Genomic DNA, 24,200 nt, shown 5'->3' on the forward strand with positions numbered 1-24,200 from the left:
CTTTGGTGAAGGCTGAAAATCTTAGCTAACACCTTGGTTTTTAATGAGATTCAGGCTCGAATCCAGTACAAATATAACGCATTTAGTCGAATCCCTTCGAAGGGACCTCCGTTTATAGTGCGGGAAGAGGCGTTTGTGAAGCGTGTTTTTGGTCGAATCATTCTCTGTGTCACCTCTCTGGCGACTGTCGTTTCTTGTAGCGGCAATTTTGATTCCACATCCGAGTCCGGAAACACCAAGGTCCTTACTTACATGCCTCAATCAAATGGCAGCTACGGTTTTCACCCTTTCGTTTTGGTGGGAGTGGACGACCTGAAAGCTGTTGCCGGGCGCTTTGTAAATTTCATGGTTGCTCCTCGAATCATCAAACAGGACGGCAGAGAAATAATGTCCGGTCCTTCGCCATCGGCTCGTTATGTGAAATCAGGGGACGGAACTTACGTTGCTTCAGACAACTTCACTCTCGAACTTTTCACTATCTACGCTCACATGCAAAGACTTGCAGCTCTTGACGATGAATTAGGTGCCAAGGGTGTAAACAAATGGCCTCGCGATATCGGTGTTGCCGTTCGAGTAGAGGGTGGACTTGAAAACAACGCTCAATACTACGGCCCCGCTGATGCCATGTTCTTTGTTCGTTATACAAAATCGAATCTTCCAATTGCCGTGAATGCCGGTGTTTTGGCGCACGAGCATTTCCATTCATTGTTTTATAAACTTGTGAAAATGACTCAACCGGTTCGTTCCAGCGTTCACAGTTTGGCAGAGCTCACAAAAAACACGGATGCTCCTGTTAAAATCGAAGAAGACGATGGCATTGATTTTAAAGTTGATACGGAACCAACAGAAAACGCGGCGATCAAGCGTGATGCGAATGAAGTTTATTTGCGCGGTCTCAATGAGGGTTTCGCCGATTTTTGGGGTTGGATGTATACAGGCGATCCTGACTTTGTCGCACTCTCATTGCCAATAGCAAAAGAGCGCACGTTGAAAGTAGACGGTCGTCAAACAGATATCCCGTTTGCAATTGAAACAGTGAAAACTCGTTTGAGTTCTTTGAAAGAAGAATGTGCAGATTTCGCATCCACACAGGTGAAAGACTGCTATGACCAATATAAGCTTGGCTTCGCGTATGAAGTGGGCACTCGGTATGCACGCCTTCTGAAAGTTTTCACAGAAAAAATAGCGCAGGAAAGAAAGATTGAAAATCTTGAAGCAAGAAAGTTTGTCGCAAAAACACTTCTCAAGGTTTTGCCAAAGATCGATGAAAACAATCTTGGCGCGGATGTTGTTGTTCAGCTTTTGGCTCGGAATACTGAGGGATTAAAATCCAGTGAGTGTGAGTACTTGGCTTCTGTTGTGAATGTAATTAGCGACAAGCCGTGGTCATGTGAAGAAAACAAAGTTGATACGGAAAATTCGTTCTTCACACTTTCGGAGTCTAAATAATGCGCGCTTTTTTCGCGACTCTGATTTTATTATTCTCCACCGTAAGCTTTGCCCAGCAAAGTCGTCTTAAAGTAGTTCCACCTGAACCGCCGTCTCTTTTGAAAGCCTACCTACTCGGTATCGAAGCTCGCTATGAGAAGACACCTGATTTAGATTGGGCAGATCGTCGTCCATTGAATATCGCTTTTGGGTTTCAAAAAAAGCAGCTCGATTTCTTAATGGAGTATGCAAGCTTCAACGTGAATACCGGCAACGCTTCATTGTCAGTCGATCGCGAGCACCAAGAAGTGGTCGGCTGGGTTCGTTGGCATGCCTATGAACATAAATGGACCAAAAATCGTTTGAGCCTCTATGGCGGTGCAGGTATTGGAAGTTATTTAGAGAAAGTTTCGACTCAAGATTCTTTGGGGAATTCATATACCGCTGATTCTGATTATAAAATTATGTCAGCACTTTCTTTAGGTGCGGAATTGCAAATGCCGTTGTCAGAGAGTTTCGGTTTCGTAGGTGCTTTGGAAGGACGAGCCCTCATAGCCTCGGACTTTGAACCAAACCCGACCGGGAGTGGTGTTCTGCGCATCGGTTTCTTTATGAATCTTTAGAAATAAAAAAAGCCTCGGTCTCCCGAGGCTTTTTAGTTTTTGGCGATGAGAATTTAAATCTTACTCTGTGATTTTTTGAACAATCGCAGATCCGACTTTTGATTTGCTCAAGAATTCTGAGCGGTATGCTTGAGCTTCTTTTTGTGTGGCGAACTGACCCACACTTACGCGGTACCAAGTTTTACCTTTGATATTCGCTGGGATGTAGAACGCGCTGTAACCTTTGTCTTTAAGTTCAGAAGCAAATTTTTGTGCTTCCGCTTCGTCAGCGTATGAAGCCACTTGCACTGTGAATTTACCGACAGAGAATGCAGCCACATCTTTAGGAAGAGCAGATGGACGACGATCTTCTGGTTTAACTGCTTTTGCAGGAGCAGTTTGAGTTTCAGTTGGAGCTTTTCCTGAAGCGATGTTTTTTGCAGCAGAAGAAGGTTCTTCAGTTGCAGTTACGTGACCTTTGGTTGCGCCACGAGGAGAGTGAGCTTCCGATTTAGCATCTGGTTTTTGTGCAGCAGCTTCTTCATGACCACCACCGTGACCTGCTGGAGCAACTGTGCCTGGTTCAACTTTCGCAGTAGCACCGTGAGCCGGAGCATCGTGGCCTTCGCCATGACCTTCAGCGACTGTTGTTGGAGCTGTTTCATCAGCGACGAATTCTTCTGCAAGTTTTGCGATCTCTTCATCCGTCATGGCGCCTGGTTTTGCAGCTGCGCCACCTTCTTCATGAGCGGAAGCGATAGAGCGTTCTGCTTTTTCAGTTTTTTGTGGTTCAAGCGCAGCTAGTTGATGTTGGTTGTCACTATATTTCTTTCCAACGAAAGTCCCGATGGAGAAAGACAAAAGAGAAATAAAGAAAACTAGTACTAGTTTTACAACCGCATCTGTTTTTGAAGCCATTTTTTCAATCCTCATGTTTAAACTCGCCATGTGCTTAGTTTCGAGTCCTTCCTTTGACTCTATTCTCATGGTAGCTTTAAGTCGCGGAACTGGTCAATCATCTGAGAGTCCTGGCCAAAAGGGGAAGGCGTGGAAAATAGCGTAAAATCAAGGGATTGGAAGCAAGTCTTAGGTCAAGCAATCAAAGCTGTGAGCCTTGGACGCGAAGTGCTTCTTAATTATTTCGGTAACTTAGAACACATCGAAGAAAAGTTTCAAGCAGGTCTAGTGAGCGAAGCCGACAAAGAATCGGAACGTGTCATTGCGGATCATCTTAAGAAAAATTTTCCTGACATAGAGTTCCTTGGCGAAGAATCGTATGCCGCTGGGGCCAAAGTCCAGTGGGCTTCTGCGGGTTCTCGCGGTCGTTGGATTTTGGATCCTTTAGATGGAACGACAAACTACATTCATCGTTTTCCAATTTTCTGCATCAGCTTAGGTTTGGAAATTGACGGTAAAATTCAATTGGCTGTTATTGATGTACCGATGCTCAAAGAAACCTATACAGCGATTCGCGGGCAAGGTGCCTTCGTAAATGGTCGTCCTCTGCGCGTCAGCAAGACGGAGAAATTTAAAGATGCACTCTTAGCAACAGGATTTGTGGCGGAGCATGAACATGTGATTGCGGAACAGTTGCAGATTTTCGACAGCATCGTGCGCCAGTGCCGTGGGGTGCGCCGTCCTGGGGCTGCTGCTTATGACTTAGCACAAGTTGCACGTGGTGTTTTTGATGGTTATTGGGAGCGCAATATCCAACCGTGGGATGCGGCAGCGGGTATTTTGTTAGTCGAAGAAGCGGGAGGCGTTGTTACAACATATCGAGGTGACGAATACACGCCTTATAAAAACTCAATCATCGCGGGAAATAAATTTGTTGTGAATGAATTGCAGCAGAGAATACAGCCGATCATTAAGAACGAAACGAACTAAAAAAAGACCGGCCAGAGAGCCGGTCTTTTTATTTCAGACTAGTTGATGTCGGTGAGGCGTACGTTGAAGACGCCGAAGTTGATCACTTCGGAGAATTTTTGTCCGCCGCTAGCTTCCACGTGTTTGATTGCGCGGATAGAAGCTTCGAAAATTTGTCCTGCATCGCGAGTTCTCACCAAAGAGAATTGTGCGGATTGAGTGTTGTTCACAGTGTTTAAGTGGGACAACTCAGTTTGCAATACGATGTCGTAGTTTTTATTTACGATTAGAAGTTCGTAGTTGCTGTAGGTAACTTTCACTTGTTCGCCATTTGGCGCTGTGTAGTTTTCAACAGAAGGTTGAGTGTCTTTCACCCAAGAACCGTTTTCGCATTTCACGAGAGACACAGTCATTGTCGCATCGTCTTGAGAATCGTTTGATACAACGTTTGTCATTTCAACTTGGATGACTTTTCCTTTAAGGCGAGTTTCTTGATTGCAGTAAGCAACGTTACCATCGAAAGCTTTTACGATCGATACGCCAGCTTGAGCAGAGAAACCAAAACCCATCAAGGAGAGAACCATAATTAGTGCTTTCATAGTTACCTCTTTAATCTGAGAATTGTTTGAAATTACCCGAACCAGGCGGTTTTAGTGGATTTTGGGCAGAGTTCAAGCTCTGCTTTTTAACAGTGAATAATTAACGCAATGCAATTGTCGTGGGAGCGGCCCCTTGATCTAACTTGTGTATTTAAAGCGGGCCTTAGAAGTCGCTTTATTGCGGATATTGATCGCTCGGAACAATTGTAATGATTCGGTCCTTCGTTAAGAACGGATAAAGAGTAAAGCGTGGATGCTCAATACCGTTGACGGACTGCCCCGGCAGAACTCCGATGCGTTCCCATTCAGCTTGAGCTGACTCGGGTGCTTCAAAGTGCAAGGTGTGTCCACCGGCAGTATCCGTGACAAACCAGCCGTAATCTTTCAGTGCAACCAAGATCACGCGAATGGCTTTCTTTTTAGCAGCCGTCAGTGCTGTGAGAGAATTTACGTAGGTATCGATCTCAGCGTAAGTCACGTTTAGAGCAAAGCGCATACCCTCCGGAATATTTCCCACTTTACCTGGGTGCTCAAGCTTTGTTGCTGGGGCTACGTAGGTTTGTCCCGAGGTTCCGATGATTGGCATGGAAAGCGCGTGTTCGATTTTACCCTGTTCGATTTCCCACGGTCTTACGAGCATCGCAAGGTAGTTGATACCAACACCGCGTGAGCCTGTACATTTGGTAGCTTTGTTGTCCCAGTTGTTGGTGAGGTAGTCACCTGGGCATAAGTTACCGTTACCGATTGTGATTTGTTTGGATGCTGTGTCGACAACGACTTCCCAGAGATTCCATTCTTTTCCTGTCGCAGGATCTAGAATGATGATTTGCGAATCTGTTCCGGCGTTGGGTTTCCATGTGGGGTTAAACGGAACTGTTTTGCCGTTTAGATTTCCCCAATTGTTTGTGTCTTTGATCACATACTGATCAGTTGCTTTGGTCGCATCGTAAACGGGGAAGGTGTATTTGCGGAAATTGAGTTCTGGAATTTTTCCAGCAAAGTCATTCCAAAGATACTCAGCGTATTTAGCGCTTTCTGGATGACGAGGTAAGTTCGCCACTGGAATGTTCCAAGGAGCCTTCGGTCCATAAGGACGAACGCCATTAAACGCGCGAGTTGGTTGCGTTGGAGACGGACTTGGTGATGGTGATGGAGACGGTGAAACTGTTGGGCTTGGAGACGGAGATGGCGATGGTGACGGTGACACCGTTGGACTTGGAGAAGGTGAAGGCTTCGGCGTTGCAGTTGGCGAAGGAGATGGAGAAGGCGACGGAGACGGATTGGGTCTTGTTCCTGAAGTCGAATTTCCGGGGTCGGCGGATGGAAGTGTTGCGGAACCAAGATTTTGTGAGCAAGCAGAGACGGTCAAAATGCTCGAGCAAAGAACGAGTTTAAAAATGGTCGATCTAAATTGCATGAAAGTCCCCTCACAATAAGTATAGGGCTCATCGGCAGGAGGGAAAAATGAAGTATGGTTTCATTCTCAGAGTGGGACAGTTTTTAAAAAAGAAAGTTCGTGAGTGATCGGACGGCCATCAAAACTGCAGGTTGATGTTTAAAGTTAAGCCAGCGACACCTTTAAAGCCCAGGTCCTCAGCGAAATCAACGTTGGGAATCAGCTGGAAGTCCAAAATTCTCTTATAGAGAACCTTCGAATAGGATAGAGAGATATTGTAAGACTCAAGGTGGTAGTGAGCTCTGTTATTCGAGTTAAAAATCAAGTTGTAAGAAAGCCCTGAACTTCCATCAATGACTTGTCCAAAAGAAATTCCATTGTCGACGTTGTAGAAGTGACTTTTCTCTTCGTAGTTACCCTGATTTAAAAGTGTCATCGAGTAAATGTTGGTGAAGCGAAAATAGAAATTCAGACTTTGCACGGAACCGACACCGACATCTGAGTTGGCATAAAGTTCCAACTCGGGATTGATTTCAAAATGTTTCGTCTTGGCGATACTGTCGAAAGTAAGAGAGTGCGAAACCTTGAGAGGATCCTGAAGTTCAATACGCGGCTCAAAGCGCGTTCGAACTTTACCGAGATTTGCTAAAAGCCCCACGGTCGCACCGTAACTTTTTTGTCGCGGCGTCGTCCGCAGATAGGCGTTTTTTAAGTTCCGCTGCTCTTGTTGTTCATCGTAGGAACTGAATTTTAAGCTCCAGTATTCTTCCACGTTGGGAAGTTGCAAATTGAAACCCAGATTGGCAGCGCTCGAAAACGGTTCGATTTCAGTGGTGACGAAAGAAGTTTCAATATTAATTCGTGTCTGATTCTGACGTTTCGTCACGCGTTTGCCGACTAAAAACAAATCCAGGCCATCAGCAAAGGAGTCAAACCATTCTGAAATATTGATATTGCCTTGAATGAGGGCTTCTTCCCAATTGGTTTCGCGAGACTCGGGTGCAGGGGGTGTCGCTTCTTCGGCAAAAGCATTTAGGGTACTGAAAAATAACAGTGCGCCCAGAGAGAAAAATTTAAATTTTCCCCGCAAGATTTTCATTGAACTTTGAGCGAACCTAAACTTAATCTTCATGGGTGAGAAGTATTATAGGTGTTCTTTTCCTTATTTTGCTAATCAATAGTGGAGCGTGTTTTGCGTATACTCCACATTCGGGCAATATTTCAGTTGTCTTTGGCCCCTCCGTGCGAAAAACAATTTTCGACGACACGCGCTCTGGAGTCGACTCCGCATATCTTTCGGGCGTGGGACTTTTAATTTTAGGTGACGCGAATGATCGTGGCAGTTTGGAAATTGGCACCTTCTATATGCCAAAACTTTTTGTGCGCGAGGTAGAAGGCAACTACCTCAGCCAAAGCACTGAACTATTGCATATAACTTTGGGATATCGTTATTGGCCGACCTCGTATTTTTCAGCATCGCTTTCGTTTTATTCAGCCTATACAATAGGCTCACCTTCGACGGACTTTAGCAGTCTGCGTCCTGATCAAACGCAAAGCACTTCGGCCGAAGACATTACTGAATATGGATTTGATTTATCTTTGATGTTTCAGCTATGGAACAGTGGTAGTTGGGGCGCTATGTTGGAAGGCCGTTATTCGCAATCCGTCACCAGCAAAACGGGCGAGTCGGCGAATGACTATAGTGGTATGATTGGTATTCATTATTTGTTGCAAGCCAAACGCACAAAACCTGGCACGATCGAATAAAAAAGCCCTCTTTCATAAGAGGGCATTAGGGTGATCGACGCTTTATCTAAATTTTAATGAATAAATTTATTTTTAATTTCATCGAATGTCTTAGCCACTTTTTCTGAGAAACTTTGTGTCGAGCTTTCATCTATATTCAAACTGCTCATCACTTGTTTTACTTTTTCTCTGGCTTCGCTTTCTGGCACTCCCAGTTTTGTGGCAACAAGACTGACAATTTGATCAAAGTCACCGTTGGTATTTCTTATTTCTTCTTCTGTCAGATTCAAGCTGCTAAGTTTCTGTTTTAATGCTCCTGAGATCTCGCTAAATTTTCCTTCAAACATTTGTTTGTCCATAAAAACCTCACTTGATCTAAGTCGAGTTTTCTCGGCTGTTGTTACACCTTCTATTTCGCGCTTTTGGTGTGCTTTTCACAAGAGAGACGCACCCAAATGTTTCAACAATCAAGGCTCTTTTGACGCCAAAGTTTTGACTAGCGTCATGAAAAAGTGAAAGGGCAACATTTTCCTGAGCGGCAAAAATTGCCTGAAATCAAATATGTTGGACCGCAGTCACCTAGACTAGACCGAAGACGTGTTGGCATTCGAGTTGCTTATAATCTGTTCGAGATCAGTGTGTGGTCTCTTTCATCATGGAGGATGAAGTGGCTGAAGAAAAAGCGGCAGCAGCAGATGTGTCGTCTGGACCGAGCGGTGGTTCTGGACAAAAGCCTATATTACTAATTGCTCTAGCCGTCATTAATATGTTGGTGGTTGCAGGTGTTGGTTTCATGCTTTGGCAAGGCAAAAAGAAAGAAGCCGCTGAACCAAAAATCGATCATGTGATCGCAGGTGAAGCAGAAGCTCAACATAAAGAAGCAACTGAAGAAAAAGAAATCATCGGTAAAGTTGTTCCTCTTGAAACATTCATTGTGAATCTTGCCGGCGCTAAAGGTCGTAAGATCCTTAAGGTCAATATGGAGCTTGAGGTGAAGGGCGAACACAGCCTTGGTGAAATCGATAAGCGTAAAGCGCAAATTCGCGACATCATTATTATTATTCTCTCTAGCAAAAGTTATGACGAAGTTTCTTCGCGTGAAGGTCAAGATGGGTTGAAGACGGAAATCAAAGACACCATCAACTCCTTCCTCGTGCAAGGAAAGATCTCAAACGTATTCTTCACTGAGTTTATCTATAACTAAGGCAGGACTATGAATCAGGTTCTATCGCAAAGTGAAGTTGATGCCCTGTTAGCCGCGGTTTCTGATGGCGACGTGACGACGTCTGAATCACCGAAGTCATCTGGTGGTGGCGGTGGCGGCGGCGCTGGTGGAGGCAATGGCAAGGTCGACGAATCGAAAGTTGTTACTTACGATTTGACCAGCCAAGACCGTATTATCCGCGGTCGTTTGCCACAGTTGGAAGTTATCTACGAGAAATTCATGCGTGCATTCCGCGTTTCGTTGTCATCAGCACTTCGTAAAATCGCGTCGATCACTTTGACATCGACAGAGTTTTTGAAGTTCGGAGAGTTCATCAACACTCTTCCAATGCCAACATGCATGTCGGTTCTGAGATTCGGTAACCTTCGCGGTTCCGCTCTTTTCGTTATTGAAAGTAAATTAGCTTACGCCTTGGTCGACAGCTTCTTTGGTGGAGCGGATCGCCCTTATACAAAAATTGACGGAAAAGATTTTACCCCAATTGAACTTTCCATTGTCCAAAAGGTCGTAGGCCTTGCGATCAATGATCTGGAAGCGGCATGGGCTTCAATCGAGAAAATCGGTTGCTCGTTTGTTCGTACAGAGGTGAACCCACAGTTCGTGGGTATCGTTCCTCCAACAGACGTAGTTATCGCTTCAACATTTGACGTAGAGCTTGAAAATGCGACCGGCACGATCTCCATCGTGATTCCTTACGCTACTATTGAGCCGATCAAGCAGAAACTTCAAACGGGTTTCCAAGTTGAATCGGATCAAACGGATAAAAAACTTTGGACATCTATCATTCACGAGCAGCTTTTGGGAACAGACCTCGAAGTGCAAGTGAACTTGGGCGAAACGGAAATCAAATTGCGTGATTTGATGACCTTGAAAGTCGGCGACGTGATTCCTTTGGATCAAGATGCGACTGGCGAATTCGATGTTCAACTTGAAGGTGTTAAAAAATTTAAAGGTTATTACGGAATACATCATGGCACGGTGGCAGTTCAAGTCACTCGTCCGGTGACGAAATAGGGGGATGAATGACTGACGATAAAATGGACAACTTAGCAGATCAGCTCGTAGCAGAAGCAACAAGCATGGCCTCTGGCGGCGGCGGTGGAGCTAAGAAAAGTGCTGAAGATGCATCGAAAGATCGCAATTTGAATTTGATCTTGGATATTCCACTCAAAGTAACAGTTGAGTTGGGTCGTACAAAAATGCCAGTGAGTGAACTTTTAAACCTCACTCAAGGTAGCGTCATTGAATTGAGCAAACTGGCCGGTGAGCCAATGGAAGTTTACGTAAATGACAAATTGATCGCACGCGGTGAGGCCGTGGTGGTCAATGAAAAGTTCGGTGTACGTTTGACGGATATCATTTCTCCGGCTGAGCGTGTGGAACAACTCAGATAATAAAGAGGTTATAAAATGCGTTGGTTGCTTTCTCTAGTTTTGATTGTTTCGGTTTGTGTAGCGCAGGCCAATGAAAATGCAGCACCCCCTGCTGCAGAAGCGGCTGTTGCGTCGACAGAAGCAGCGGTGGCTCCAGAAGTGGCAGCAGCAGAAGCGGCAACTTCAGCTTCGACAATCAAAACAGACAATAGAAAAGAGTCTGAGATTCCTTTGAATCTAGAAAGTAAAAAGAATGCAGCGGCTGAAGGCAGCGGTCTTTTTAGAATCATGATGACTCTTTCAATTTTGGGTGTGGTCGGCACAGGAGCTTTTATCTTCTTGCGCAAGTACTCCATTCCTAAAGGTTCAAAGCACCAAACGCAAATCAAAGTTTTGCAACAACATTACCTGGGACCAAAGAAAAGCTTGGCGATCGTACGTGTGGCTGGAGAATCGATCTTGATCGGTGTTACAGATCACAACATCAATATGATCAAGTCATTGTCATTGCTTGATGATGAAGTACCAGAAGAAGCTCCAGGTAATTTCACAAAAGTTCTTGGCAGCAAAGGCGTTTCTTTCTCTGACATCGAAGAAGACCAAGAAGAAGAAACTCCAGCCCCTCGCAAACGCGCTAAAGATCTGGATCCAGATGAAGAATTTGCGATCAGCGGTATTAAAGACATCGTTTCCAAACGTTTAAAAGGCATGAGGTCTTTTCAGTGAATAAGAAACTCTTATTAGGCTTACTTGTTTTGCCTTTGATCCTGTTGTTCGGGCATCAAGCCTTTGCACAGGTGACTTTGCCGACTGTGAATTTGGGATTTAAAACAGCAGACAACCCAAATGAAGTTGTGAATGCGGTAAAATTAATTTTGATCATGACGGTGCTGACTTTGGCACCTGCGATTTTGATCATGATGACGGGTTTTACTCGTATCTTGATCGTTTTGTCCTTCCTTCGCCAAGCGATGGGTGTGCAACAGATGCCACCAAACCAACTCTTGGTCGGATTGGCTTTGTTCTTAACGTTCTTTGTGATGCAGCCGTTTTTCAATGATATGAATAAAAACGGTATTCAGCCGTACTTGGCAGGTAAGATCTCTCAAGACCAAGCCTTGGATGCGACACTCGCGCCACTTCGTAAGTTTATGTTCAATCAAACGCGTGACTCGGATCTAGCGTTGTTCGTTAAACTTTCGAAAGTTGAAAAACCAAAAACACGTGCAGATGTTTCTACGATGATTTTGGTTCCAGCATTTATTGTGTCTGAACTTAAAACGGCTTTCCAAATTGGTTTCATCATCTTTTTGCCCTTCCTGGTGATCGACATCGTCGCAGCCAGCGTTTTGATGGCGATGGGTATGATGATGTTGCCGCCGGTTGTGATCTCGCTTCCATTTAAGATCATGTTGTTTGTTCTTGTGGATGGTTGGGGTCTCTTAATCGGTTCAATGGTTAAAAGCTTCGGGTGAGGTGAGTTGTGACAGAAGAATTAGTGATCAAATTAGGTCAAGATGCTTTGAGAACAACTGCGATGCTCGCAGCTCCAATGCTTATTAGCACTTTGGTTGTGGGTTTGGCTGTGAGTATTTTCCAAGCCCTCACACAAATCAATGAAGCGACTTTGACGTTCATTCCAAAAATGATCGTGATTGCGCTGGTGATTGTTTTGGCGGGCCCTTGGATGATGGATGTGATGAGTTCTTATACAGTGAATCTCTTTGAGAGCATCGCTGTGATGGTGAGGGAATAGACCTCGATGTTGAATTGGACGGCTTTAACGGAAGCTCAAATTCTCCTTTTTGCGTTGATTCTTCTACGCATGCTCGCCTTTATGGTGTCTTCCGCTTTCTTTGGCTCTCCAACTGTCAACACGCCTGTAAAGGTTTTGCTTTCGGTTGTTTTGAGCATGATTCTCTTCCCGGTGGTGAAAATCGGGAACGTAGATTACTTAGCTATCTCTAATGAAATCATTGGGTTAGCTGTGCGAGAATTGATTGTAGGGTTGTCGCTTGGGTTTTTAACCCGGATCTTCTTCTTTGTTGTCACTATGACAGGGGATCTTGTTTCGATGTCCGTGGGCCTGAGTGCCTCGCAACTCTATAACCCCATGTTGGGGAGTCATGGAAATACCATCGACCAATTCTACAGCACGATTGGAACTTTGGTGTTTTTGGCAATTGACGGTCATCACATGCTGATCAGTGCAATTGCGCAAAGCTACGATTTGGTTCCAGTCAGTTCGCTGTCCTTGAATGTCGGTCCCTTTGCAGAGATGGCGGCATTCGGTCAAACAGCAATGATATTAGCGATTAAAATGTGTGCGCCCGTTCTAGTGACCATTCTTGTTGTGAACGTAGCGATGGGTATTTTGGGTAGAGCAGTTCCCCAGATCAACGTCTTGGTCACGAGTATGCCAGTGACGATCATGTTGGGAATGACAGTGGTATTTTTATGTTTGCCACTGCTAGTAATGGAAATGAATGGATTGGTGGAAATCACAGCAAGCAAACTTTTTGCAGTGATGAAACACTTATAAGATAAAGCTTTTAAGTTCTAGGAAGGAACGAAATGGCTGACGAGGGCGGCGAGAAAACCGAACAGGCAACGGACGCGCGGCGGGAAGAGTTCCGCAAGCAGGGGAACGTTGCGCATTCACGTGAACTAGGTTCAGCTATTTTATTATTAGCTGCGGCTGGTGGCGTGTATGCATTGGGTCGCTTCTTCTTTAAGAATTTCTACGAACTTTTCCATTATTCATTCGGTCCAGATATGGTTCGTGCCGTTCGTGAAGGTAATTTCACGGAAGCATTCCGCATGAACGGTGAAAAAGCATTTATCTTAATTGCACCTGTGATGGCGATTGCCGGAATTATCGGTGCAGCTTCTTCCATCGTGCAAGTTGGTTTCCTTCAAGTTGAAGACGCCCTCTCTCCGAAGTTTGAAAAAATAAATCCAGTTGATGGTTTCAAAAGAATCTTTAGCCTTCGCGCCGTTGTTGAAGCGTTAAAGTCCATTTTAAAAATGGGAGCGATTGGTGTTGTGCTTTACTTCCTTTTGCGCGGTGAAGTTCATCAGATTCCATACATGCTCACATACGACATGGAGCAGATCCTTCAGTACATCGGGAAAGTTATCGTTAAGCTTTTAGGTGGTGTGGGTTCTATCATGTTCGTCATCGCAGCGGCAGATTATTTTTATCAACGCTGGGATCTTGAAAAGAAAATGATGATGACCAAACAAGAGGTCAAAGAAGAACATAAGCAACGCGAGGGTGATCCGATGATCAAATCTCGCATTCGTCGTATTCAGCGTGAAATGGCTTCGAAGCGTATGATGGCTGAAGTTCCCAAGGCTGATGTGATCATCACGAATCCGACACATATCGCGGTTTGCCTAAAATATTCTGATAATTTGCCAGCTCCACAATTGATCGCCATGGGTGCGGATCACGTAGCTGAGAAAATTAAAGAGCTCGCTCGTGAACACAATATCCCAATTGTGGAGAATAAGCCTCTGGCTCGTACTATTTTTAAAACAATGAAAATTGGTCAAGTTATTCCTCGAGAGCTTTTCGTCGCAGTCGCCGAAGTGCTTTCGTATGTTTATCGTTTGCGTAGGAAGAAAAGATAATGGAAGAAGTTTTTCAGTTTCTGAAGAGATTTGAAAAGATCACCAAGAACACCGATTTGTTCATCGCATTCGGTCTTTTGGCGATTTTGGCCGTGATGATTATTCCACTGCCGCCACTTCTTTTGGACATCAGCTTAACGTTCTCTCTGGCGATCAGTGTTTTGATCTTGCTCGTGAGTATTTATACGCAAAGAGCTTTGGATTTCACTTCCTTCCCGTCGTTACTATTGATGACGACTTTATTCCGTTTGTCCCTCAACGTAGCAACAACACGTTTGATTCTGACTCATGGACATGAAGGTGAAAAAGCAGCCGGTGACGTGATCGCATCTTTCGCGAACTTCGTCGTCGGCGGAAACTATGTTATCGGTTTCATCATGTTTGTGATCCTGATCGTGATCAACTTTATCGTTATCACCAAAGGTTCGGGCCGTGTCGCTGAGGTCGCTGCACGTTTCACTTTGGATGCGATGCCAGGTAAGCAAATGTCGATTGATGCCGAGTTGAACTCGGGTCACATCACAGAAACCGAAGCTCGTAAACGCCGCCGTCAAATCGAACAAGAGGCGGACTTTTACGGCGCGATGGATGGTGCCTCGAAATTCGTACGTGGTGATGCTATTGCCGGTATCATCATTACGTTGATCAACGTTTTGGGTGGCTTGTGTATCGGCGTTATCCAAAAAGGTCTTCCGATTGAAGTTGCAGCGAAGTACTACACGATGCTCACGATCGGTGACGGTCTTCTTTCGCAGATCCCAGCTCTTATTATTTCAACAGCAGCCGGTGCGATCGTTACTCGTACTTCAAATTCTGATAAAGACATGGGTCAAGAGGTCACAAGCCAACTTCTCGTGAACCCACGTGCCGTTATGATTTCAGGTGGTGTGTTGGTTCTTCTTGGTTTGGTTCCGGGGCTTCCAACAATTCCGTTCTTGTTCATGGGTGGCCTTTTGGGTGGTCTTTCTTGGGTTATCAGAAGATTCCGTCAAGAAAAAGAAACTGCCGAAAAAGCACAAGCTGAAGCAGCAGCAAACGTACCTGTTAAAGAAAACATCGAAACGATGTTGCCACTTGATATGGTCGAGCTTGAAGTTGGCTATGGTTTGATCAGCATCGTCGAATCTGACCAAAGCGGTGACTTGCTTGAGCGTATAGTCAGTATCCGTAAGCAATTCGCTTTGGATCTGGGAATCGTGGTTCCAAGCATTCATATCCGTGACAACTTGCAGTTGGCTCCGGGGGAATATCGCTTGATGATCAAGGGTTCAAAAGTCGGCGGTGGAACTCTTCGTCCAGAGGCGCTGCTTGCGATGGATCCAGGAAATGTCAGCGAGCGTGTCGAAGGTATTCCAACAAAAGAACCAGCTTTTGGTCTCGATGCTCTTTGGATTTCTCCAAACCGCAAAGAAGATGCCGAGATCGCGGGTTACACGGTGGTGGACTTGCCAACAGTTATGGCAACTCACTTAACAGAAATCATTCGTGGTCATGCTCACGAACTTTTGGGTCGTCAAGAAGCTTCAACACTCGTGGAAAACTTCAAAAAGTCTCATCCAAAAGTGGTCGAAGAGCTTATCCCGGATCAAATGTCTTTGGGATCTGTTGTTCGCGTCTTGCAAGCATTGCTCAAAGAACAAGTTTCTATTCGCAACTTGTTAACAATCTTTGAAACGTTGGCTGACGAAGCACCTCGCACGAAAGATATCGAAGTGCTGACAGAGTCTGTCCGTAAGGCACTCGCTCGTTCAATCACTCTGAAATACACAACTGAAATGGGAAATATCCCAGTTATGACACTGCATCCTCATATTGAGGAGTTGATCGCGAACTCATTGCTACAAACAGAGCAAGGAGTTCAGTTGGTGATGGATCCAAATACGGCCCATCGCTTGATCAATGAAATCGCGCGCGCAGTGGAAAATCATCCTGAAGTGGCAAGTCAGCCGATCCTGCTGACAAGTCCGACTTCGCGCCGTCACTTGTATAAATTGATTTCCAGATTCATCCCGCAACTTGTGGTCTTGTCTCATAGCGAGCTGACTTCGGATGCGGATGTTAATTCTGTCGCACTTGTGGAGATGAGCCATGCAGGTTAAGAAATTTGAAGCCCGAACAATGAAAGAGGCCTTGGAAATGGTCAAGACCCAGTTGGGTCCGGATGCCATTATTCTTTCCGCAAGGGACAATAATAAATCCTACGGACTTGTAGGTGAGGGCAGCGTTGAAATCACAGCCGCTGTTTCGGAAGAAACTCTACAAAAGAAAAAATTTGCAGAGTCTCGTCTGCGCGATCAAGATTTGGAGCGCTTCCAAAAGATTCCGGCTCGCCAGCAAAAAGAAATCATCCAAAAGATGGTGGAAAAGCATGTGCAAAAAGCGCAAACGCCTCCACCCATCACACAACGTCGCTATATTGATATCGATGAAGATGAAGTGGAATTTAATCGTCAACAGCGTATTTCTGAAGAGAAAGTCAAAGCAGCTGCTCGCCGTGCTTTGAATGCTTTCGCTGAACAAGAACGCGCGCCCGCAGCAAAACCTGCTCCAGTGCAAGCTCCAGTTTCAGCGGTAAAAGCTCAAGCTGTAGCTGCGAAAGTAAAAGAGAGCGAAGAAATTCGTGCTCTTAAAACTGAAATCGAAAGTTTGCGCCAAGTGATCACTCAGTTCCAACAAATGCCGCAAAGCTTTGTGGGCACTCAACATCCTGGTGCAGACTATGGTATTTCGTATGACCTCAGTTTCGTTTTCGATAAACTTGTGAAGTCAGGCGTCGGCGCTGAGATAGCAGCAGAAATGTTGACGGAAGCACAAGAAACCATTCCTGCATTGAAATTGAAAAATAAAGCTTTGGTAGAAGCATGGGTGGCTCGTCGCGTGTTGGATACAACATTGATTGCAAGCAATCCAAGCCAAGGAAAAATTCATTGTTTCGTCGGACCGGCAGGTGCAGGTAAGACGTCAACGATGATTAAAATGGCCAGCCACATGGTTGTTCGTGAAGGTAAAAAAGTTGCACTGTTCACAACAGATACTTTTAAAGTGGGTGCTGCTGACCAAATGAAGATCTATGCGCAAATCTTGAATGTTCCATTCTCAGTGCTTCGCTCGCAAAACGATTGGAACCAGTTGGTGCGCTATTTGGCAAATGTCGACTGTGTGCTTGTAGATTTCACAGGTTTGAGCCTGAAAAACCAAGATGAAATTCAAATGCTCCGTAGCTTGTTGCCGCCTGCTGTGATGAATCCGCAGATTCATTTGGTTCTTTCTGCAAATGCCAAAGACACCGATGCAACAGAGCTTGGTCGTCGTTACTCGATTCTTGGGTTTAAAGACGTGATCTTCTCGGGCCTTGATGAGTCTACTCAGCACGGCACTATTTATAACTTCATGAAACGCTTCTCAACACCTCTTCACTCGTTCGGTATCGGTTCGCGAGTTCCAGAGGACTTTGAGTTTGCGACTAAAGAACGTTTGCTGGATTTGATTTTCCGTATCACTCAACTTCAACAAAGAGATTCTGAGGCTGTATGAGAAGAGGGAATGCACTTGATCTATACAAAACCCGCACGATAAGCGTGACATCGGGAAAAGGTGGCGTCGGTAAGACAACTCTGGTTGCAAACCTTGCGCTGAATCTTTCTCACGCTGGAAAAAAGGTTTTGATTTTAGATGGCGACTTGGGAATGGCCAATGTCGACATTCTTTTCGGTGTGAAAACGGAAGGAAGTATTCACGATATCATCTCGGGCCGTAAAGAGATGAAAGATATCCTAGTTGAAGTTTCTAAAGACGTATTTTTGATTCCTGGTGGTAGCGGTGTGGTTGATTTCAACCATATGAATCACTTTGAAAGAAGAGCGATGATGGAAGCAGTGAACACATTGCCGATGGGTTTTGATTATCTACTCATCGATACAGCTCCAGGTATCGCAGAAAATGTTCTGTTCTTAAATTCTGCTGTGCAAACGGTGTCTGTGGTGATCACCCCAGAGCCTGCAAGCTTTGCCGATGCTTATGCTTTGATTAAAGTTTTGAACCGTCAATATAAGGTGAACCGCTTTGCAATTGTGTGCAATGAAGTGCGCGATGAAGAAGAGGGTTTGAGCTTGTTTAAACGCTTCAATGAAGTCGTGAACCGCTTTCTCTACATTGGTCTAGATTACTTAGGCTCAGTGCCAAATGATCCGGTTCTTCGCAAGGCAAATCAGCTGCAACGTCTCATCGTGAGACACGATCCTGCAGCGGAATCTGCGAGAGCGATTCGTCAGCTTTCTTTACAGATTGAGAGAACATCACGCCAGATTGAAAGTAACGGTGGGATGCAAATGTTTTGGGATCAGGTCGTAGGAATCGCGTAGGACCTGACAGAATTGGACTTTGAGTCCGAAACGCTGTTTGTTAACATGGATCTAAGAGGGAGAAATAATGGGGAAAAATGCGGCACTGTTGAAGAAGTACAAAGAGGAGCCTCGTCAGCTCGCTCCCAATAAAAAAGACGATCTCATTAAAGAATACGCTCCACTCATCAAGTTTATCGCACAGAAAATTGCTGTGCGCCTTCCCTCTAATATCGAGCTTGATGACTTGATCTCTGCCGGTGTTATCGGTTTGATGGATGCGATTGAGAAATACGATTCCACTCGTGATAATAAATTTAAAACTTACGCTGAATTCCGTATTCGTGGTGCGATTCTGGATGAATTGCGTGCGCAAGACTGGGTTCCACGTTCGATTCGTGATAAAGCAAAACTTCTCGATAAAACAATGGTGCAATTGGAAGCTGAACTCGGTCGTGCCGCGACTGACGAAGAAGTAGCCAAAGCATTGAATTGCACAATCGAAGAGTTCCATGACCTTGTGAACCAAGTTCGCCCTGTCAGCCTTCTCCCAATTGACCAAGCGACGACGTTCTCAAATACGGATAAAAAATCCATCATGGATATCTTGGAAGGCTCTCGTACAAACAGCCCTTTCAATCAATTGAATGTTAAAAACATCAAAGAAGTTGTCGCTCAAGCAATTGAAGAATTGCCTGAAAGACAACGCCTGGTTCTTTCTTTGTATTACTATGAAGATTTGAACTTAAAAGAGATCGGCCAAGTATTGCGTGTAACTGAGTCCCGCGTGTCTCAGCTCCATGCTCAGGCTGTGACTCGTCTTCGTGCGAAGCTTGCTGCTACGATCGGTGCAGGCGAACTCGAAGTCGCGTAATAGAATTAGAGATTAGAAATTGGAAATTAAAAAAGGAAGACTTCGGTCTTCCTTTTTTATTGTTCTTCCATCTTGGCTTTGATTTTCTTCATCAGGCGGGCTTCCATCTGACGGACGGCTTCACGGGTGATCCCGTATTTTTCGCCGATCTCTTGTAGTGTCAGTGGGTCATCGTTCAAGATACGCTCATCCAAAATAATTTTCTCACGCGCGGAAAGCTCGGGGCGTATTTCTTCGATCTTTTGTTTGAGGATTGCCAACTGTTCCGCATTTTCCAATTGAACATCCAATGGCTGATCGTTGTGATTTTTCTGTAAATCACCTAGGCTTGTGCCACCATCTTCATCAATCGGACGGTCTAAACTGAGATCGCGACCCGACATACGCTGAGCCATGTCGCGAACCTCGTCTTCAGGAATTCCCAAACGACTGCTGAGCAATGCCGTATTGGGTTCAATTCCCATGGCATCCAGAGCGTCTTTTTCTTTTTGCAACTGGTAGAACAATTTACGTTGGTTCTGAGTTGTCCCGATACGCACCATTGAATATTGGCGCATTAAGAACTCTTGGATGTAACCACGAATCCACCACACCGCATAGGTGATCAAACGAGCGCCACGGTAAGGGTTGAACTCACGCACGGCATGCATCAGCCCGACGTTTCCTTCTTGAATCAAATCGATCATTTTTGAACCGAATTTAGAATATTCTGCCGCAATTTTTACCACAAAGCGAAGATTGGCCTTTACCAATGCTTCGGCAGCTGCTGGATCTTTTGATTCAAAGTATTTTTTCGCCAATGCTTGTTCTTCTTCACGAGATAGAACTTTGTAACGACGGATTTCACTTAAATATTGAAGGAGGGGATCCGTTGTCGTGAGGGCTTTAGAGGACGTGTCGACAATCGCAAGCTGCTTATTGTCTTCAGGACCTTCCTCAGGCAGATCGAATTCTTCATCATGTGTGCTAAGGGAATAAGCTTTTTCTGCTTCTTCCGAGCCTACTTCTTCTGTTGGTTGATCCTCAACAATTTCGGCAACGACGGTTTTTCTTTCCGGAGCTGTTGCCTTTTTCGGACGCGAAGACGCAGGCGTCTTTTTAGGAGACGCTTTCTTAGTGGTTTTTTCTGTCGCCTTCGTTTTGGTCTTTGCCATAGTCCTTTAAGCTAAATACTTAGCTAGTTTCTTCTGTAACGTCTCTTGGACCTTACCTTTGAAAGGAGTCAGCATCAATGGGAGGTCGACTGTTACACTGACCTTGCTGCCATTACCTGATGCCGCAACTGACATATCCGCTTTAAATTGAGCGCCGTTCATTTTGGCGCTCATGCCACCGTCGTTAAACGTGCATTGAAGTTTTGGGTCAAAGCGTCGAATGTCCTGATCGTTGCTTAAAAACTCCTTAATTTTCGAGTAAGCCTCTTGGGGATTGCTCGAACTCACATGGTCGATCGTAAATTTGGGCATGGTTTGTCCTTTGTAAAGGTGAAGCCTTCAAATTATACCGACCAAGGCCGACGGCGCGAAGCATTTTATACACCTGGTCCATAAGCAAAAGTTCTGGAGCTCATATAAAGATGCGTTTTGACTGGATTAACACAAAATGACAATATGGGGACTCCGTTACACGCGGTAAAAAACTTGGTTAGACATTAATACAACGGCGCAGCCGGTGGGTAGATCAGATGAAATTTGTAAAAGAGCTTAAGCGCACAAATTATTGTGGCAATTTAGGAATTGAAAACGTCGGCCAAAAAGTCGTCCTTATGGGATGGGTTGATGTGCGTCGTGACCACGGATCTCTGGTCTTTATCGATTTGCGCGATCGCGAAGGAATCGTGCAAGTTGTTTTGGATCCAAATAAATCTGAAACATCTGCTTCAAAAAATCTACGTGGTGAATTTGTTTTGGCCGTTGAAGGTGTTGTTCGTGCTCGCCCAGATGGTATGAAAAATACAAAAATCAAAACAGGCGCTATTGAAATTGAAGCCACTCGTTGTGAAATTTTGAATGACTCGGCAGTGCCACCATTTCAAGTTGACGATAACAACGTCAACGAAATGCTTCGTTTGAAATATCGTTATTTGGATTTGCGCTCACCACGCCTCACAAATCATTTGAAAGTTCGTCACAAAGTGGCGCAACTGGTTCGTCGTTTCTTGTCAGACAATGGCTTTATGGAAGTGGAAACGCCAATTCTTTATAAATCCACTCCAGAGGGTGCGCGTGACTACTTGGTTCCTTCACGTGTGAACCCAGGGCAGTTCTATGCGTTGCCTCAGTCTCCGCAAACTTTGAAACAGCTTCTGATGATTTCAGGTTATGACCGTTATTTCCAAATCGCTCGTTGCTTCCGTGACGAAGACTTGCGTGCGGACCGTCAGCCTGAGTTCTCTCAGATCGATATGGAAATGTCTTTCATCGATCAAGAAGACATCATGGAGATGAACGAAAAACTTCTGCGCACGATCTGGAAAGAAATCAAAGGCGTTGAAGTCGGTAAAATTCCTCGCATGACTTACCAAGAAGCGATGGACCGTTATGGTATCGACAAACCAGACACGCGTTTTGGTATGGAAATCAAAGACCTTAAGGCTCATGTGACAAACTCGGGCTTTAAAGTATTCGACGATGTGATCGCTCGCGGTGGTATCGTGCGCGGTATTGCTGTTCCTAAAGGTGGCGCATACTCTCGTGGTCAGTTCGATAAATTGACAGAGATTGCAAAACGCGGCGGAGCGAAAGGTCTTGTTTGGATTAAGTCTGAAGCTGACGGAACATTTGCTTCTCCAGTTTCTAAATTCTTTGATAACGCAAAATTGTCAGAGATCTTTAAAGCAACTGGCGCGCAAAACGGGGACTGTGCATTGATCGTAGCAGATGACTACGATACAGCGTGCGCATCGCTTTCAACTTTGCGTTTGCACTTAGGTAAAGAATTGAACTTGATCGACACAACGAAGGACAACTTCTTGTGGGTGATCGACTTCCCACTTCTTGAGTACTCTCCAGATGAAAAACGCTGGGTTGCCCGTCATCATCCGTTTACGTCTCCACAAGATCAGTTTGCAGAAGACTTGATCAACAATAACGAAGCTGCTTACGGCAAGATGTTGGCAAAAGCTTACGACCTTGTTTGTAACGGCTATGAAATGGGTGGCGGAAGTATCCGTATCTATCGCAGCGAAATCCAATCAGCGATGTTCCGCGTATTGGGCATGACTCCAGAAGAAACTCAGCACAAGTTCGGTTTCTTCTTGGAAGCTTTGAAATACGGAACACCTCCGCATGGTGGTATCGCTTGGGGTATGGACCGTCTTGTGATGCTTCTGTGTGAAACAGATGCGATCCGCGAAGTGATTGCCTTCCCGAAAACAGCAAAAGCCACAGACTTGATGGCCGATGCTCCGTCGGAAGTAAATCGCGATCAACTCGCAGAAGTGGGTGTTCGCTTGAGTGCTCTAGCTGAAAAGCATCTTGAAGATATTAAGAAGAGCTAAAAAGTAGGCAGACAATTTTAATTTAAGAAACCGCTGAAGAGATTCAGCGGTTTTTTTATTTTTAGCTTATCGAAAGTGGACATAGATTTTTTAATCCGCAGAGACATCACCGGCCTCAGTGCGCACGGTGATTTTGCCAATAATGCCGTCAGCGGGAGCGACGTATTTAGAAGCATCTACTTTGTTGGCTATTTTTCCTGTTGCGGAATTAAGTTCGACTTCAAATGGAACTGTTTCAGGAACTTTCACGTGCACGGGGCCGTCTTTGGTTTCAACGGTGATGTGGCCTTTGTATGAACTGGGATAATAAACTTTTGCAGTCAATTTAGAATCCGTCCCTTGTGCGTATTCTTCGCCATTCACGTTCACTGAAATCCATTGGCTTGCCAAGGGTTCATTAATTGTGACAATGAGGTCTTCACCGATAGCTTCTTGATTTAAAAAAGGACCGCGCTCGAAACGTGGGATTTCTCCCTCCAGCACGACTTTCAAAGTAGAATCATCATAAGGCACAAGTTCAATCTTCACCGATCGAGTGTCGATTTTCAGCGTCTTAATACCTTGGAGAAGAAACTCTTCGTTTTCTTTGTAAGCTTCACCTTGAACAAATTTATTTGTGACTTTTGTGAAAGCAGAAAAGACCGACTCGGGATTATTCAAAACATAACCCGCCATCAGGATCAGGCCCCCGGCAAAAACAAGGAACAAAGCTATGGCTGCAAGAATCAGCTTTTTCAACATGTCGGGCATACTATCACATTGAAAAAGCATGCGAAACGTAATTGAATGGGGTCAAGGAGCCTTTATGCAGCGAATTCTTCCAGAAACTGATCTCGAGCGAAAATTGATGTGCACAGCGGCAGTTTTTGTCGAAGAAAATAACGCTTTAAATGAGCTTTATCAGGTTATTGGAGATTCCTCAGATCCAGAATCATCTCTGAATGAAATCGGTGAGTACTTTTTCCGCCTGGATATGAACTATGGATCGCAAATTAAAGCGGACTGCATCGAAATCCTCGAAGACTTCTGGAAAGTGTATGACAAAGCGTCTGCACTTGAAGTTTTAGAGAATATTTTCGAACAAGGTCATCGCACCAAGTTCAGCGTCATGCAAAAAAGCATTCCGTCTGAAGGAGCTCTGGATTCCGTTGCTCTCGATCGAATGAAACAGATTTTCAAATTCGATATGGAAGACAGCCAAGACCTGCAAATGTCGAATGAAGACTATACGAAGCTTGCGATGTGGATGCAACGAACGCATAAGTTTTTGGGTGAGGCGGGGATCCTTGCGTGGGATGTGGCCCGCTCTGTTCATTTAGTACGTCTGTGTTATATCGCGGGATACCTCGATGATAACGAAGCTTGGAAAGAAATCCTCAAATGGGCGCCAGCGGTTGAAGGGCGCTTTAGCAATTGGATGGAGTTCTCTCAAAGCTTCCTAATTGGTCGCACCTTCTGGAGTGGGGTCGATGATCCCGAAATCAAATCCATCTGTGAACGCCTTTTGGGCCATCCCTTGAGCCCCTGGCAGTTCATTTCCTGGACTGAAGTTTAGAATTCCATTTCACGTCTCAAGTTAGGACGTCTTATTCCGATACAGCAGAGGTGAGAGCTAG

At 45.0% G+C, this 24,200-nt stretch carries 26 protein-coding genes; 18 read left to right on the plus strand and 8 right to left on the minus strand.

Annotated features, from left to right (window positions below):
* The first annotated feature begins 135 nt into the window (after nt 1-135).
* Nucleotides 136-1,449: a hypothetical protein gene (locus ACLWOR_RS09945; protein ID WP_413940549.1), complete on the plus strand. Its 1,314-nt coding sequence runs from the start codon at nt 136-138 to the stop codon at nt 1,447-1,449.
* Complete coding sequence (locus ACLWOR_RS09950) at nt 1,449-2,051, plus strand: hypothetical protein (protein WP_413940550.1); 603 nt, start codon at nt 1,449-1,451, stop codon at nt 2,049-2,051. Before ACLWOR_RS09945 ends, ACLWOR_RS09950 begins: the two co-directional genes overlap by 1 nt.
* A gap of 60 nt (nt 2,052-2,111) precedes the next feature.
* On the opposite strand, the gene ACLWOR_RS09955 is transcribed toward ACLWOR_RS09950, so the two are convergent.
* Nucleotides 2,112-2,978 carry an SPOR domain-containing protein gene (locus ACLWOR_RS09955; RefSeq protein ID WP_413940551.1) on the minus strand — a complete coding sequence of 289 codons (867 nt, stop codon included), beginning with the start codon at nt 2,976-2,978 and terminating at the stop codon, nt 2,112-2,114.
* Between the two features lie 99 nt (nt 2,979-3,077).
* On the opposite strand from ACLWOR_RS09955, the gene ACLWOR_RS09960 reads away from it, so the two are divergent.
* Nucleotides 3,078-3,917 carry an inositol monophosphatase family protein gene (locus tag ACLWOR_RS09960; protein WP_413940552.1) on the plus strand — a complete coding sequence of 280 codons (840 nt, stop codon included), beginning with the start codon at nt 3,078-3,080 and terminating at the stop codon, nt 3,915-3,917.
* 38 nt (nt 3,918-3,955) lie between these two features.
* On the opposite strand, the gene ACLWOR_RS09965 is transcribed toward ACLWOR_RS09960, so the two are convergent.
* The 3 genes from ACLWOR_RS09965 to ACLWOR_RS09975 all read right to left on the minus strand — a co-directional run bounded on the left by ACLWOR_RS09965 (nt 3,956) and on the right by ACLWOR_RS09975 (nt 7,023).
* Nucleotides 3,956-4,495: a hypothetical protein gene (locus tag ACLWOR_RS09965; RefSeq protein WP_413940553.1), complete on the minus strand. Its 540-nt coding sequence runs from the start codon at nt 4,493-4,495 to the stop codon at nt 3,956-3,958.
* Between the two features lie 175 nt (nt 4,496-4,670).
* Complete coding sequence (locus ACLWOR_RS09970) at nt 4,671-5,912, minus strand: hypothetical protein (protein ID WP_413940554.1); 1,242 nt, start codon at nt 5,910-5,912, stop codon at nt 4,671-4,673.
* 118 nt (nt 5,913-6,030) lie between these two features.
* Nucleotides 6,031-7,023: a hypothetical protein gene (locus ACLWOR_RS09975; RefSeq protein WP_413940555.1), complete on the minus strand. Its 993-nt coding sequence runs from the start codon at nt 7,021-7,023 to the stop codon at nt 6,031-6,033.
* A 110-nt stretch (nt 7,024-7,133) separates the two neighbouring features.
* Between ACLWOR_RS09975 and ACLWOR_RS09980 the strand changes: the two genes are divergently transcribed.
* Nucleotides 7,134-7,658 carry a hypothetical protein gene (locus ACLWOR_RS09980; RefSeq protein WP_413940556.1) on the plus strand — a complete coding sequence of 175 codons (525 nt, stop codon included), beginning with the start codon at nt 7,134-7,136 and terminating at the stop codon, nt 7,656-7,658.
* A 53-nt stretch (nt 7,659-7,711) separates the two neighbouring features.
* Here the strand turns inward: ACLWOR_RS09980 and ACLWOR_RS09985 are convergent, their stop codons facing one another.
* Complete coding sequence (locus ACLWOR_RS09985) at nt 7,712-7,996, minus strand: hypothetical protein (RefSeq protein ID WP_413940557.1); 285 nt, start codon at nt 7,994-7,996, stop codon at nt 7,712-7,714.
* A 308-nt stretch (nt 7,997-8,304) separates the two neighbouring features.
* Here ACLWOR_RS09985 and fliL point away from each other — a divergent pair, with 308 nt between their 5' ends.
* The 12 genes from fliL to ACLWOR_RS10045 all read left to right on the plus strand — a co-directional run bounded on the left by fliL (nt 8,305) and on the right by ACLWOR_RS10045 (nt 19,085).
* A complete protein-coding gene (fliL, locus tag ACLWOR_RS09990; protein WP_413940558.1) occupies nt 8,305-8,841 on the plus strand; it encodes a flagellar basal body-associated protein FliL in 537 nt (178 codons plus the stop codon).
* Nucleotides 8,842-8,850: 9 nt separating this feature from the next.
* The gene (fliM, locus tag ACLWOR_RS09995; protein WP_413940559.1) at nt 8,851-9,876 is read left to right on the plus strand and encodes a flagellar motor switch protein FliM; all 1,026 of its coding nucleotides are present in this window, start codon (nt 8,851-8,853) and stop codon (nt 9,874-9,876) included.
* Nucleotides 9,877-9,884: 8 nt separating this feature from the next.
* Complete coding sequence (fliN, locus tag ACLWOR_RS10000; RefSeq protein WP_413940560.1) at nt 9,885-10,256, plus strand: flagellar motor switch protein FliN; 372 nt, start codon at nt 9,885-9,887, stop codon at nt 10,254-10,256.
* A gap of 15 nt (nt 10,257-10,271) precedes the next feature.
* On the plus strand, nt 10,272-10,961 hold the full coding sequence (locus ACLWOR_RS10005; RefSeq protein ID WP_413940561.1) for a FliO/MopB family protein: 690 nt from the start codon (nt 10,272-10,274) through the stop codon (nt 10,959-10,961).
* Nucleotides 10,958-11,710: a flagellar type III secretion system pore protein FliP gene (fliP, locus tag ACLWOR_RS10010; RefSeq protein ID WP_413940562.1), complete on the plus strand. Its 753-nt coding sequence runs from the start codon at nt 10,958-10,960 to the stop codon at nt 11,708-11,710. The genes ACLWOR_RS10005 and fliP overlap by 4 nt, the downstream gene beginning before the upstream one ends.
* A gap of 8 nt (nt 11,711-11,718) precedes the next feature.
* Nucleotides 11,719-11,991 carry a flagellar biosynthesis protein FliQ gene (gene fliQ, locus ACLWOR_RS10015; protein WP_413940563.1) on the plus strand — a complete coding sequence of 91 codons (273 nt, stop codon included), beginning with the start codon at nt 11,719-11,721 and terminating at the stop codon, nt 11,989-11,991.
* A 6-nt stretch (nt 11,992-11,997) separates the two neighbouring features.
* Nucleotides 11,998-12,777: a flagellar biosynthetic protein FliR gene (gene fliR, locus ACLWOR_RS10020; protein ID WP_413940564.1), complete on the plus strand. Its 780-nt coding sequence runs from the start codon at nt 11,998-12,000 to the stop codon at nt 12,775-12,777.
* Nucleotides 12,778-12,809: 32 nt separating this feature from the next.
* On the plus strand, nt 12,810-13,871 hold the full coding sequence (gene flhB, locus ACLWOR_RS10025) for a flagellar biosynthesis protein FlhB (protein WP_413940565.1): 1,062 nt from the start codon (nt 12,810-12,812) through the stop codon (nt 13,869-13,871).
* On the plus strand, nt 13,871-15,970 hold the full coding sequence (flhA, locus tag ACLWOR_RS10030; RefSeq protein WP_413940566.1) for a flagellar biosynthesis protein FlhA: 2,100 nt from the start codon (nt 13,871-13,873) through the stop codon (nt 15,968-15,970). Before flhB ends, flhA begins: the two co-directional genes overlap by 1 nt.
* Complete coding sequence (gene flhF / locus ACLWOR_RS10035; protein ID WP_413940567.1) at nt 15,960-17,405, plus strand: flagellar biosynthesis protein FlhF; 1,446 nt, start codon at nt 15,960-15,962, stop codon at nt 17,403-17,405. Before flhA ends, flhF begins: the two co-directional genes overlap by 11 nt.
* Nucleotides 17,402-18,232 carry a MinD/ParA family protein gene (locus tag ACLWOR_RS10040; RefSeq protein ID WP_413940568.1) on the plus strand — a complete coding sequence of 277 codons (831 nt, stop codon included), beginning with the start codon at nt 17,402-17,404 and terminating at the stop codon, nt 18,230-18,232. Before flhF ends, ACLWOR_RS10040 begins: the two co-directional genes overlap by 4 nt.
* A gap of 67 nt (nt 18,233-18,299) precedes the next feature.
* Nucleotides 18,300-19,085: a FliA/WhiG family RNA polymerase sigma factor gene (locus tag ACLWOR_RS10045; protein WP_413940569.1), complete on the plus strand. Its 786-nt coding sequence runs from the start codon at nt 18,300-18,302 to the stop codon at nt 19,083-19,085.
* A gap of 56 nt (nt 19,086-19,141) precedes the next feature.
* Here ACLWOR_RS10045 and ACLWOR_RS10050 read toward each other — a convergent pair whose 3' ends face one another.
* The gene (locus ACLWOR_RS10050; protein WP_413940570.1) at nt 19,142-20,239 is read right to left on the minus strand and encodes an RNA polymerase factor sigma-32; all 1,098 of its coding nucleotides are present in this window, start codon (nt 20,237-20,239) and stop codon (nt 19,142-19,144) included.
* A 6-nt stretch (nt 20,240-20,245) separates the two neighbouring features.
* Nucleotides 20,246-20,551 carry a polyhydroxyalkanoic acid system family protein gene (locus tag ACLWOR_RS10055; protein ID WP_413940571.1) on the minus strand — a complete coding sequence of 102 codons (306 nt, stop codon included), beginning with the start codon at nt 20,549-20,551 and terminating at the stop codon, nt 20,246-20,248.
* A 218-nt stretch (nt 20,552-20,769) separates the two neighbouring features.
* On the opposite strand from ACLWOR_RS10055, the gene aspS reads away from it, so the two are divergent.
* Nucleotides 20,770-22,584 (plus strand): aspartate--tRNA ligase, encoded by a 1,815-nt coding sequence (aspS, locus tag ACLWOR_RS10060; RefSeq protein ID WP_413940572.1) that lies wholly within the window; start codon nt 20,770-20,772, stop codon nt 22,582-22,584.
* Between the two features lie 90 nt (nt 22,585-22,674).
* On the opposite strand, the gene ACLWOR_RS10065 is transcribed toward aspS, so the two are convergent.
* Nucleotides 22,675-23,325 carry a hypothetical protein gene (locus ACLWOR_RS10065; protein ID WP_413940573.1) on the minus strand — a complete coding sequence of 217 codons (651 nt, stop codon included), beginning with the start codon at nt 23,323-23,325 and terminating at the stop codon, nt 22,675-22,677.
* Nucleotides 23,326-23,353: 28 nt separating this feature from the next.
* Here ACLWOR_RS10065 and ACLWOR_RS10070 point away from each other — a divergent pair, with 28 nt between their 5' ends.
* On the plus strand, nt 23,354-24,139 hold the full coding sequence (locus tag ACLWOR_RS10070) for a DUF1266 domain-containing protein (protein ID WP_413940574.1): 786 nt from the start codon (nt 23,354-23,356) through the stop codon (nt 24,137-24,139).
* The last annotated feature ends 61 nt before the right edge of the window (nt 24,140-24,200 follow it).

Origin of the sequence: Bdellovibrio sp. HCB2-146, assembly GCF_047345725.1 — a bacterium.
GTDB lineage: Bacteria > Bdellovibrionota > Bdellovibrionia > Bdellovibrionales > Bdellovibrionaceae > Bdellovibrio.